The following is an 11,385-nucleotide window of genomic DNA, read 5'->3' on the forward strand; positions in this document are numbered from 1 at the left end:
ATGACAAAGGTCATATCTGTCGGCAACATCGCTATGGGTGGCACAGGCAAATCGCCGTTCACAATATTTCTAGCAAATAAATATATCTCGTTAGGCAAGCGCGTAGCAGTCCTATCGCGTGGCTATAAAGGCAAAATCGGCTATGACACACATATAATCAGCGATGGCACAGGCGTAGAATATCTAACGCCTCCGCTGGCAGCTGATGAGCCGTATATGATAGCAAAATCTGTCCCTAAAGCGGTTGTTATTACTGGCAAAGACAGGAATAAGTCGTTTCAGCTAGCATTAGAACGATATAATACCGATATTTTTATACTGGATGACGGTTTTCAGCACAAAAAGATGCACAGAGATGCAGATATTGTGCTATTAGACTATAATAATCCAATATCTACAGGTTTTCCATTCCCATTCGGATATTTGCGTGAATTCCCCAGTGGCTTAAAGCGGGCAGATATTATAGTATTTACCAAGACTAAACATGCAGTGCTACCAGAGCAGGCGGTGAGGCATTGCGCTGGCAAGCCGGTGTTTTTTGTTGATTTTATCTACAAGTCGTTCTCAGGGGAGTTGGGCAATAGCGCATATCTAATGAGCGGGATAGCGCACAACGAGCAGTTTGCAAAACAAATAGGAGCTAAAGGGATAAAGGTATTGGGGCATAGCAGATACCAAGACCACCACCACTACACCGAAAAAGAGATTTTAGCCACCATAAACGCCGCAAAGTTAGCAGGGGCAGATAACATTATTACTACGCATAAAGACTACGTAAAGTTACCGCAAGAGCTAGCAAGCCATTTTATATACCCTGTGCTGGACGTAGAGGTATTGAATGGGGCGGAAACGTTGCTATTTGAAACTATCCAAAAAAAGCTATATTAGACTAATACTTTTATTGCAATCGTAGTCTTGTTGTGGTAGGCTACTCATCAGTTTGGTATCGTTCAAGATATAATATGGAGGCAAAGATGAAAAGGTTATTCGTATTTTTTGTCGTAGCGTTTAGCGCGGCAGTGCTCACTACTAATGCATTTGCGTTAGATAGCAGCAACGTGAAGTTTTTCGGCGAGATAGAGCTGACGGGCTATGGTCGTAGCAATGTTGACTATCTGAAAGGTAGCGACAACGTGAGAGGTTGGAGCGGTGTCTATCAATACGCTTATGTAGGCGTGAAGCTAGATGTTGACCCGCGCTTGCAGGTGGGTGTGCGTGCGCTCTTGACAGACGGCGTGTGGGGAAGTGAGCAGGGTGCGATTGACCCCGCGTTTGACAGAACGTGGTTGAAATATACTATACTGGATGGGGATTCTCTAAGCTGGACTATTGAGGGTGGCATATTATTTGGTGGCGACTACACACTGCACAGCGATGAGTGGGGTTGGGGGTTCGCCTCTGGTTTCTACGAGCAAAGCCCAGCTGATTCTGGTAGCAGGAACAAGTTTAGGACGGATGTAGCATTCGGCGACCAATCAGTCTACCTAGCTGTAGAGAAAGGCTATGAAACCTCGCTGGATAAACACGATGAAAAGGGATATGATAACGCATCAGATGCTTATGCTGTGCTGTTGGGGGCTAATCTAAAGTTTGATAACCTATATGTCTATCCACTAGTTAGCTACGCCGTAGGCTACAACTATGCGAGTAGCACTGATAATTTGACTAGCATAGATAAGAATAACAGTATATTGGGTGCTTATCTTGGCATAGGTTACCTGCCAGAAAATGGCTTGAATGCTCGTTTTGCGGCTGCATACACCAAGAGCAACGATACAAAATACACATGGGACGATGGTGGTACTCTAACAGAAGAAACTGAGATTGGTGCAAGCGTGTGGGGTGCATATCTAAACGTGTCTTACGTTGGTGAAACTAGCACTATCGGTGTGGCAGGTGTATATGCCAGCTACGATAAAGATGCCGATGCGGGTTTCTGGTTCGGTATGGACTTTGATATGACTTCTATCATAGACAACGGCTTCAGAGACGGCTCTGGGGTGCATAGTATGACGGCGGCTTATCTTTACGGCGAACATTCGCTCACCGATAAGCTCTCTCTGCGTGCAGTAGCGGGCTACTATACATCTAACATCACGGGAGATAAACACGGTGCCGCTTTAGCTGTTGCGTCTAACTCCCCCGATAACTTTATTCAGCTGACAAAGGACACAACGGCGCGTGAAGTTGATATAGCACTAGGCTATAAACTTTACGAAGATGTCACGCTGGAACTTGGCGGTGGCTATGCAGCGTTTGATAAGCTATGGAATCAAGATGATAGCGTTCAATACAACTCTGACCCAATCTATCAAGGTTGGTTGACACTAGACGTAGTATTTTAGAGTTTTTTCTTCCCCCCCTAAACGGGGGGGGGGAGTATTAAGGTGCAATTGGTTGACACTAGACGTAGCGTAGTAGAGTTTTTCTTCCCCAAGTTTCTTTGCGTTTTTCCGCTCTGTTAAGCCACACGATGCAGATTTTTACAGATAGTTCAAGGGAAAGTTTAGCTCCGCTAAATATATAGTTGCTAGGATAAGCGTTAGTATGCTATATTTGCGTTTATGAACATTGTAAATGCTATATGGGAAGAGCGCAATCTTGGACTAAAAACGCTTGAAATAACAATAAATACGAGTGATATGGCAAATAGCAAGCTAGTGAACGATTTACGCCTTGCCATAGAGGATGCCAAAGCCCAATATGTCATTGTGAGGTTGCCTGCTGGCAGTCCCCGCACTATTCACGAACTGCAAGACGCTGATTTTTACTATATGGAAACACAGCTTGAATATCATAAAATGCTTACTGGCTATCAAACACCTGTTAATTACACAAAACTTGCTAGCACTGCGAATATTAAAACATATCACAAAGATAAGGCGAGCTGGCAGTTGGTAATCTCAAAGATAGAGGATGGAATGTTTATGGCTGACAGGGTATATCTTGACCCTAAAATAGACTATAAGCTAGCTACAAAACGCTATCGCAACTGGATAATGGATTTATTTGAACAGGAGGATACAACCCTATACACTGTGGATGTCAATGGCAGCGAGGTAGGTTTCGGTGTCTTACAGCTAGCAGGTGCCAAAGCGACATGCTCGCTACATGGGGTCTATAAACCATATCAAGGGCGTGGCTACGGAGCACTATTGCTTGACACACCCTTAAAAATTGCCGTTAACGATGGTGCGACAGAGTGGCAGTCTAGGGTGTCGTCCAACAATGTAATAATGACAAGGCTATATGATGCTTTTGACTTTCAAGTAAAGTCCCTTACTTACGTTATGAGGTGGCTCAAAAGCTAACGGAGAGGGTGGGATTTGAACCCACGATAGCTGTGACACTATAACGGTTTTCGAGACCGTCGCCTTCAACCAAGCTCGGCCACCTCTCCAAACCAAAAAATATTGCTACAAAAACAATAAAAAACGACAGATTTGTTATATAGTCAAAATGCCGAAGGGGGGACTTGAACCCCCACAAGGAAACCCTCACCACCCCCTCAAGATGGCGTGTCTACCAGTTCCACCACTTCGGCTTAAAGGGGAAAGATTAGTAGCGGTTTCTTTCGGTCTGTTTGCGCTGCAACTTTTGTTGCTTGCGACGCGCTTTCTGCAGTTTCTTCCTGCGAACCTCAGTAGGCTTCTCATAATACGCATGCCGCTTGATTTCACGTATCAACCCATCGCGCTCAACATTCTTCTTCAAGATTTTAAGCGCACGCTCAACGTTGTCGTCATCCACACGAACTATAGCATTGATTGCCAAGACTCATCACCCCGCTTTTTTGCTAGTATATTCAAATCTAATATCTCATCCATATCTTTTACAAGATGGAAATGAACTTCATTTTTAACATCGTTTGGTATATCTGTCAAGTCTTTTTCGTTATCAATGGGCATAATGATATCCGTCACCCCCGCCCTGTAAGCAGCAAGTGTTTTTTCCTTGATGCCACCCACAGGCAGTGCCTTGCCACGTAGGGTAATTTCGCCCGTCATCGCCCATTTACTATTGCATGGCAAATCAGCCACAGCCGATAATATCGCAGTTGCCATAGTCACACCAGCAGATGGTCCGTCTTTAGGCACAGCACCCTCTGGCACATGCAGGTGGAAGTCATACTCGCTGAACCTATACGCAGGCACATCAAACCGCCCCGCAATGCTGCGCGCCACAGTAAAGGCTGTCTTGGCAGATTCCTGCATCACATCCCCTAGCTGCCCCGTCAGCATTAACTTGCCGCTGCCCTCATACATCGCAACTTCTATCTGCAATATATCACCGCCGTAGGGCGTCCATGCCATACCGGTGGCAACCCCCACCTCGCTCTCTTTATAAACCTTGCTAATATGATATTTGCGCTTGCCAAGATAACCTTCAACATCTTTGCGGTTGATACTTACCGCCTCTAAACAATCGTCCTTTGTCAGCTTGCGCGCCGCTTTGCGGATGAGCGCGGCGACCTCACGTTCAAGGTTGCGCACGCCCGCTTCTTTGGTATAGTAGCGCGATAGCTCAGTGATTACATTGTCGGCGAGCTTCACACGTTTTTTATCAAGGCTATGTTCTAGCAATTGTTTCGGTATAAGGTATTTCTTAGCTATGTGGAACTTTTCACGCTCTGTATATCCTGAAATATGTATTAGCTCCATCCTATCTAACAGCGGAGACGGAATGGTGTCAGTTGTATTAGCAGTCGCAATAAAGAAAGTTTTTGATAAATCAAACTCCACATCAAGGTAGTGGTCCATAAACGATTTATTCTGCTCAGGGTCTAGTGCCTCTAACAGTGCCGATGCAGGGTCGCCCCTGTAGGAATCAGTGCCTATCTTGTCTATCTCATCAAGCAAAAACAACGGGTTCATACTACCAGATTTGCGTATAGACTGAACTATCTTGCCCGGCATAGAGCCTATATACGTGCGCCTGTGCCCACGAATTTCCGCCTCATCGTGAACGCCACCTAGACTTGCACGCACAAACTTGCGCCCCATAGCTTGCGCGATAGACTTTGCCAGCGATGTTTTGCCCACCCCCGGAGGACCTACAAAGCAGACTATCGGACCCTTCATATTTTGTGCGAGTTTCCGCACAGCTAAATATTCCAATATGCGCTCTTTAGGCTTTTCTAGCCCGTAATGGTCGCGGTTTAGCACATCTTCAGCGTTATCTAAGTTAAGATTGTCCTCTGTGTATTCGCCCCATGGGATGCTTACCAGCCAGTCTAAGTAGTTGCGAACAACAGACGATTCAGCACTCATAGGTGCCATTACCTTCATCTTTCGCAGTTCTCGTTCAGCCTTATCCTTTACCTCTTCGGGCATATTCAATTCAGATAATTTTTGCTCTATTCCGTCTATATCAGCCTTGAAATCGTCATTTTTGCCTAGCTCCTGCTGAATAGCTTTCAGCTGCTCACTTAGGTGGAAGTCGCGGTTAGTTTTCACCATCTGCTCTTTCACGCGCGCACGGATATTCTCGTCTAGTTTCATTATCTCAACATCAATCAGCATTAAGCCAACAACGGTATCTATGCGTTCACGCAAGCTATCTTCATCTAGCACAAGCTGCTTTTCTTCAGCCCGTGCACTGGTGCTGTCAGCTAGTATGTAGAGCAATTTGTCTATTTCCCCGCTCTTTAGCACGGTGTTAATTAGGTCTGGGGATAAATCGTTGCGGATTTTTGCATAGTCGTCAAGGGCACGTTCTAATGCGGGCATATATACCCGCCTGTCATCTTCCGTCCACGGCGTTTCCTCACGCCTGCGGACAACGGCTACTATGCAACCGCTTCGGTTTTCTGTCCGTTCTATGGTGGCTGCGTATAGCCCAGCCACCATGACCTTTAGGGTGTTGTCAGGCAGACGGCTCACCTGACGAACCTCCACTACAACGCCAACTTTGTTGATATCGCCTTTAGATATGTCATACACATCGGGATTATCGTTCTTTGGGTCGCGTTGTAGCGTTAAAAATAGCCTCTTATCCAGCTGATTTGCCATCTGCATAGCCAAAAAGGAGCTGGGTCTGCCAACCGTCATTGTTCTCATCGCTCTGGGTAATATTAAATTATCCCTAATAGGTATAATCGGGTGTTCTTCAAATATTATTGCCATATCTATTACGCCGTTTCCTTCTGTTCGTTCATTATAAGGTCGGGTTGAATAGAGTCCGTGATAGTCTTCTCAGTCACGATAACCTCCTTCACATCGCTACGGCTAGGCATAGAATACATAACGTCCATCATAGCCCCTTCTAGTATTGAACGTAGCCCGCGCGCGCCCGTCTTACGCTTTATGGCAAGCCGTGCGATAGCTACAAGGGCATCCTTTGTGAATGAGAGTTTTACCCTGTCAAAGCGCAACAGTTCTTCATACTGTCTAGTGAGCGAGTTTTTAGGTTCAATCAATATGCGAACCAGCGCTTCTTCATCAAGCTCTTCTAAAGGTGCCGCTACCGGTAGCCTGCCTACTAGTTCTGGTATTAAGCCATATTTTATCAGGTCGTCTGGTTGTAGCATACCAAAAATTTCATGGTCGGGAACTTTCTTGCCGTTTGCCAGCTTGTTGGTAGCAAAGCCTAGCGTCTTGTTGCCCAGCCTGCGACGGATAATGTCAGCCAGCCCCTCAAATGCACCACCACAAATGAATAATATATTAGTAGTATTGACAGGAACGTATTCTTGGTGCGGATGTTTACGTCCACCTTGTGGCGGAATGTTCGCCACAGTGCCCTCAACTATTTTAAGCAGTGCTTGTTGCACACCCTCGCCAGAAACATCCCGCGTGATAGATGGGCTATCGTGCTTGCGAGTAATCTTATCTATCTCATCTATGAATATTATGCCCTTTTCAGCAGTAGTTACGTCCATATTTGCGTTCTGCAATAGTTTTAAGATGATATTTTCAACGTCTTCACCCACATAGCCCGCTTCAGTGAGGGTGGTTGCGTCTGCAATTGCAAACGGCACGTTTAATATACGCGCAAGCGTCCTTGCCAGCAACGTCTTGCCCGTGCCTGTGGGACCTAATAGCAATATATTGCTCTTTTCCAGCTCCACATGACTGTTTTTGCCATATAGTATGCGTTTATAGTGGTTGTGGACAGCGACACTCAAAATTTTCTTAGCGGCGTTCTGTCCTATAACATATTCATCAAGCTTTTTATGGATTTCTACTGGGGTCAATAGTTTCTGTCTATGACTCACGCGTGGGGCACTTAAAAGTTCGCCACTAGCAAGGATGTCTTGACAGAGTGCGATGCAACTATTGCATATATATACATTAACGCCCGAAATGAGCCGCTGAACTTCATCTATGCCTCTGCCGCAGAATGCGCACTTGGCACTCTTCTCGTCCTCCTCGTTAGAGCTTGAACCACCACTGATGATATTTGACATCTCTGCTAACCTCCTACCAAATTAGAGTAGAATATATCACAAACTTGCTGAAATGAAAAGGGCTATTTACTCATTAAATCCATGTAATGCCACAGTTAAAATGCCCCTATTTAGGTGTTAAAGGTATGCTGTTTTCTGTTGTAGAATATAGTGAATGATTTATCTATGTCAGCCCCTAAAATTATCTACAATCAAAATAATGTGCTCCGAATTGGAAGTTGCGACAAGTTGTAAATTTTTTACCAAGATGACTATATTTTTTAACAGCAACGCTATCATCAAACGGTAGTTGCTCAGCACCATCAACAACTAAAATGTCGCCATTGTATAGCTTGAGGCTAGCCATAGCACCGCCTTTGACAACTACGGGCAAATGAGCATTGTTTTTCCATATATATGGTGTAGATACACCACAGATGTAGAAAAAACTACCCTCTGTCAGAGAAATATCAAACCAGTGATTAGTTTTCATATTTTTCGTTAACTGCCTGTCGTAATCACCGATTAGACATTTAGCACAATGCACTCTGCTATCAAATCCAATAACAGATTTACCCCACATAAACCAGAAATTTTCAAGTTGAGTTCTAGAGCTTTTAATCATAAATCTAAACATAACAATTTCCGTCCTCTTCATAACACTTTTTTTAGACGTAGCTAAGTCTTAATCCCTTTAATCAGGTCAGTGTTATCAATTATCTTTATACATTCCTGTACCAACGGACAATATCATAGTATAGTCTGCCATTTCAATCTCATTTAGTTTTTGTTTCAGTTAAGCCTAGAGCCTTTGTCTGTAGCTTTTCATATTCCGATTTAGCTGTTTTTAGATTCTCGGCACGTTGTTTCGTCAACTCTCTTTCGTTCTTACTCATCGCTGATGTTATAGTATGTTCTAGGCAACTAATATTGTAATTGCAAGAGCTATGAAAAGCATCTTTTGGCAAACCATTCACCCTGTGAGCAGTTCCAGTTGTCGGGTGAGTTTTTTCAGCCGTTACGTAGTCGGGGGCAGAATTTACCACTTCCAATGAACGTAGAGCGTCTCCAGCTTTGATAAGCATTTTATCATAACCCATCAATGCTAGCTTTTCTTCAAGGTCGCAAAATTGCCGTTCTTGGACTAAATACACATATTCCAATGTCCATATAACTTTTGGGTCTTTCGTAGCCTGTGCCTCTTTGAGAGCAGAAATTGCCTGTGCTATACCATCAAAACAAGTAGCCTGTCCCTTATTTGCCTTGCCAGGGGTATTTAAGCCTTTTCTGCCAGCGTCAATTTGTTTTGAGCTGTCAACAAGCCTATCTATTAAGCCAGTCTTTGCCATATTCTGTCTCCACCTCTGACAGATTTTGTCCACTATTCTTCAAGTATTCTGCTCCGAATACTTCTTTAATCGCTTTTGCTAAATACGGCGGAATAGGTATCTGATTCATAAGTTGATGAGCTTCTTCTTCCTTGCCCGCCTTTCTCAACTCTGCACTTCGTAGTGCTGTGTCCAGCTTTTCGTCCAATGTCATTGTTGTTGCTGTTTGCATAATATGCCTCCTGTTCACAATTTACATTGATACAATACACTTATGATATGACAATGTCAAGATAAGCTATCCCCAGTTCAATGACGAAGTGCAACGATTGCCTTTAATGTTCTGATTATTAGCTATGAACAGAATATTAAGGGTGTAAAAGGCGGCAAAAACCTTAAGGGAGCATAGAAAAGAGTTTCACTAGGCTAACTCCTGCCCATCTGTTCATCTGTCTTGCCGAATCGTCTGTGCCGATTATCAAACTCTGTAAGTGCTAGTTTTAGGTCTTCTTCAGTGAAGTCAGGCCAATATGTAGGCGTGAAATACAGTTCTGCATAAGCCGCTTGCCATAGCATAAAGTTACTGATACGTTGCTCCCCACCAGTGCGGATTAGCAAATCAACATCGGGCAGTTCTGGCTGGTCTAAATACCCCCTAAAGGCGGTTTCATCAACACCTACAATATTAACATCACCAGTTTTGACATTTTCGGCTAACCTCTGTGCCGCACGAACTATTTCATCCCTGCCGCCATAGTCTAGTGCAATGTGAACAACAACTTTGCTATTATTAGCTGAACGGGCTACCACGCCATGCACTGCATCTAACATCGGCTTTGGTATTCTGTCTGTCCTGCCAGATATTACTAGACGCGCACCTTCATTGATAAACTCGTCCATCTCTTTTTTTATAAACTCCCCTAACAGGTTCATTAGGAATTTGACCTCTTCGGCGGGACGCGACCAATTCTCAGTGGAGAATGCAAATAGGCTTAAATATGGCACGTTTAGGTTGACAGCTGCTTTGATAATGCGTTTGACAGCTTTTGCACCCTCACGGTGCCCCATAATACGCGGGAATGCGCGTTTTTTCGCCCATTCTCCGTTGCGGTCCATTATTACAGCCACATGGCGAGCCTGCGGCATACTATATTTCCATCAATTCCTTTTCTTTCTTGGCTGATATATCGTCCAGAGACTTTATCTGTGCATCAGTCGTCTTTTGTATATCGTCTAATAGCTTGACGGACTCATCCTCTGACACCGTTTTGTCTTTCTCAAACTTTTTAATCTTTTCGTTAGCGTCCCTGCGCAGGTTGCGAACAGCTACTTTAGCGTCTTCGGTCATCTTTTTGACAACCTTTACAAACTCCTTGCGCCGCTCCTCAGTGAGCTGGGGGATAGGAACGCGAATGAGTTTGCCATCATTGGCAGGATTCAAGCCTATGCCACTGGTCTGTATAGCCTTTTCAATCTCTTTTAGCAGAGATATATCCCACGGCTGAATAGTTACAAGGTGTGCATCTACAATGGTGATAGAGCCGACACCCGCTAGCGGAGTGGGCGTGCCGTAAGCCATAACCCGCACATTATCAAACATTGACACCGTCGCCCTACCGGTGCGGATACCCTTTAACTCGCTAGTAAAGTGCTCCATAGCCTTTGTCATCTTCTCTTTTGTATCGGCTACCACATTCTTTGGCATGGTTGCCCTCCTATTTGTGTTTCTTTGACTTTAGTTTGCGCAACTTGTCTGCCATACCGCTATGATTTATCTGCGGGGTGCGCGATAGACTGAGACTACCAGCAGGGACGTTTTTGGTAACGGTCGTACCCGCCCCCACCATAGCACCATCACCTACCTTTACAGGTGCTATCAGCTGCACATCACTGCCTACAAATACATTTGAGCCTATCTCAGTCTTGCTCTTATTATATCCATCGTAGTTGCACGTAATAGTGCCACAACCGATATTAGTATCAGCCCCAACGCTCACATCTCCTAGATATGTGAGGTGTGGCACTTTGCTGTTCTTGCCGATAGTCGCCTTTTTTAACTCTACAAAATTACCTATATTGTTGCCACCAGCAATCTTTGTTTCAGGGCGAATGTGCGCCATAGGTCCCACCCCGCAGTCTGAACCTATCACGCTATCCTCTATCAACGTGTTCTCACGTATTTCAGTATTTTTGCCTATTTTAGAATTTTCCAGCCGAACTCCATGCCTGATAATGCAACCGCTTGCTATCTGCGTGCTGCCATTTATATAAACATTGGGATATATAACAACGTCTTCGCCTATCTTTGCAGTAGGCGAGATATAGGTGCTGTCAGGCTCTACTATCCTAACACCTGCCCGCATAAACGTTTTTGCCCTTTCGCTCCATATCTGCCGAGCACATACTGCCAACTGCACTGGGTCGTTCACCCCCAGAAACTCATTTTCATTAGCCGCTAGGTGCGCATAGCAGTCGCGATGTATAATATCTGTAAGGTAGTATTCTTTCTGTGCGTTCACGTTCTTTACTTCTGCTAGGCGTTTCAATAGTTGAGTGGCATTACAGTAATAAATACCCGTGTTGACCTCTTGAATCTTCTTGTCATGGTCGCTTGCGTCTTTTTCCTCCACTATGCGGAGCGGTGAACGCATTGAATTAGCTGCCCGTATC

Annotated in this window: 12 protein-coding genes and 2 tRNA genes; 3 read left to right on the top strand and 11 right to left on the bottom strand. The window is 44.6% G+C overall.

The window, feature by feature from the left end:
- The 3 genes from lpxK (at position 1) to AC1MDJ_RS02530 (ending at position 3,311) form a co-directional block, all read left to right on the top strand.
- Positions 1–888, top strand: coding sequence for a tetraacyldisaccharide 4'-kinase (gene lpxK / locus AC1MDJ_RS02520; RefSeq protein WP_479689385.1), 888 nt, complete (start codon positions 1–3; stop codon positions 886–888).
- An 86-nt stretch (positions 889–974) separates the two neighbouring features.
- The gene (locus AC1MDJ_RS02525; protein WP_479689386.1) at positions 975–2,345 is read left to right on the top strand and encodes a hypothetical protein; all 1,371 of its coding nucleotides are present in this window, start codon (positions 975–977) and stop codon (positions 2,343–2,345) included.
- A 219-nt stretch (positions 2,346–2,564) separates the two neighbouring features.
- Complete coding sequence (locus AC1MDJ_RS02530) at positions 2,565–3,311, top strand: GNAT family N-acetyltransferase (RefSeq protein ID WP_479689387.1); 747 nt, start codon at positions 2,565–2,567, stop codon at positions 3,309–3,311.
- On the opposite strand, the gene AC1MDJ_RS02535 is transcribed toward AC1MDJ_RS02530, so the two are convergent.
- The 11 genes from AC1MDJ_RS02535 to glmU form a co-directional block, all read right to left on the bottom strand.
- Positions 3,312–3,400: transfer RNA gene (locus AC1MDJ_RS02535), tRNA-Ser, on the bottom strand. It lies immediately after the preceding gene.
- A 60-nt stretch (positions 3,401–3,460) separates the two neighbouring features.
- Positions 3,461–3,544, bottom strand: a tRNA-Leu gene (locus tag AC1MDJ_RS02540).
- A gap of 14 nt (positions 3,545–3,558) precedes the next feature.
- Positions 3,559–3,774 (bottom strand): 30S ribosomal protein S21, encoded by a 216-nt coding sequence (gene rpsU / locus AC1MDJ_RS02545; RefSeq protein WP_479689388.1) that lies wholly within the window; start codon positions 3,772–3,774, stop codon positions 3,559–3,561.
- Positions 3,756–6,125 carry an endopeptidase La gene (lon, locus tag AC1MDJ_RS02550; protein WP_479689389.1) on the bottom strand — a complete coding sequence of 790 codons (2,370 nt, stop codon included), beginning with the start codon at positions 6,123–6,125 and terminating at the stop codon, positions 3,756–3,758. The genes rpsU and lon overlap by 19 nt, the downstream gene beginning before the upstream one ends.
- Positions 6,126–6,130: 5 nt before the next feature.
- The gene (clpX, locus tag AC1MDJ_RS02555) at positions 6,131–7,408 is read right to left on the bottom strand and encodes an ATP-dependent Clp protease ATP-binding subunit ClpX (protein ID WP_479689390.1); all 1,278 of its coding nucleotides are present in this window, start codon (positions 7,406–7,408) and stop codon (positions 6,131–6,133) included.
- A gap of 181 nt (positions 7,409–7,589) precedes the next feature.
- Complete coding sequence (locus AC1MDJ_RS02560) at positions 7,590–7,970, bottom strand: hypothetical protein (RefSeq protein ID WP_479689391.1); 381 nt, start codon at positions 7,968–7,970, stop codon at positions 7,590–7,592.
- Positions 7,971–8,163: 193 nt separating this feature from the next.
- On the bottom strand, positions 8,164–8,736 hold the full coding sequence (locus AC1MDJ_RS02565; RefSeq protein WP_479689392.1) for a hypothetical protein: 573 nt from the start codon (positions 8,734–8,736) through the stop codon (positions 8,164–8,166).
- Complete coding sequence (locus tag AC1MDJ_RS02570) at positions 8,711–8,947, bottom strand: hypothetical protein (protein ID WP_479689393.1); 237 nt, start codon at positions 8,945–8,947, stop codon at positions 8,711–8,713. Before AC1MDJ_RS02570 ends, AC1MDJ_RS02565 begins: the two co-directional genes overlap by 26 nt.
- A gap of 194 nt (positions 8,948–9,141) precedes the next feature.
- Positions 9,142–9,843, bottom strand: a complete 702-nt coding sequence (gene uppS / locus AC1MDJ_RS02575) for a polyprenyl diphosphate synthase (protein WP_479689394.1) — start codon at positions 9,841–9,843, stop codon at positions 9,142–9,144.
- 19 nt (positions 9,844–9,862) lie between these two features.
- Positions 9,863–10,420: a ribosome recycling factor gene (gene frr, locus AC1MDJ_RS02580; protein ID WP_479689395.1), complete on the bottom strand. Its 558-nt coding sequence runs from the start codon at positions 10,418–10,420 to the stop codon at positions 9,863–9,865.
- Positions 10,421–10,430: 10 nt separating this feature from the next.
- A partial coding sequence (glmU, locus tag AC1MDJ_RS02585) for a bifunctional UDP-N-acetylglucosamine diphosphorylase/glucosamine-1-phosphate N-acetyltransferase GlmU (protein ID WP_479689396.1) occupies positions 10,431–11,385 on the bottom strand: 955 nt, incomplete at its 5' end.

This window comes from Candidatus Termitispirillum reticulitermitis (assembly GCF_054655775.1).

What these genes read in the sequence shown, in the direction of transcription:
- AC1MDJ_RS02530 (WP_479689387.1), top strand. Translation starts at nt 2,565, where the DNA reads ATGAACATTGTAAATGCTATATGGGAAGAGCGCAATCTTGGACTAAAA.
- AC1MDJ_RS02560 (WP_479689391.1), bottom strand. Translation starts at nt 7,970, where the DNA reads ATGTGGGGTAAATCTGTTATTGGATTTGATAGCAGAGTGCATTGTGCT.
- clpX (WP_479689390.1), bottom strand. Translation starts at nt 7,408, where the DNA reads ATGTCAAATATCATCAGTGGTGGTTCAAGCTCTAACGAGGAGGACGAG.
- lpxK (WP_479689385.1), top strand. Translation starts at nt 1, where the DNA reads ATGACAAAGGTCATATCTGTCGGCAACATCGCTATGGGTGGCACAGGC.
- AC1MDJ_RS02570 (WP_479689393.1), bottom strand. Translation starts at nt 8,947, where the DNA reads ATGCAAACAGCAACAACAATGACATTGGACGAAAAGCTGGACACAGCA.
- lon (WP_479689389.1), bottom strand. Translation starts at nt 6,125, where the DNA reads ATGGCAATAATATTTGAAGAACACCCGATTATACCTATTAGGGATAAT.
- AC1MDJ_RS02565 (WP_479689392.1), bottom strand. Translation starts at nt 8,736, where the DNA reads ATGGCAAAGACTGGCTTAATAGATAGGCTTGTTGACAGCTCAAAACAA.
- AC1MDJ_RS02525 (WP_479689386.1), top strand. Translation starts at nt 975, where the DNA reads ATGAAAAGGTTATTCGTATTTTTTGTCGTAGCGTTTAGCGCGGCAGTG.
- frr (WP_479689395.1), bottom strand. Translation starts at nt 10,420, where the DNA reads ATGCCAAAGAATGTGGTAGCCGATACAAAAGAGAAGATGACAAAGGCT.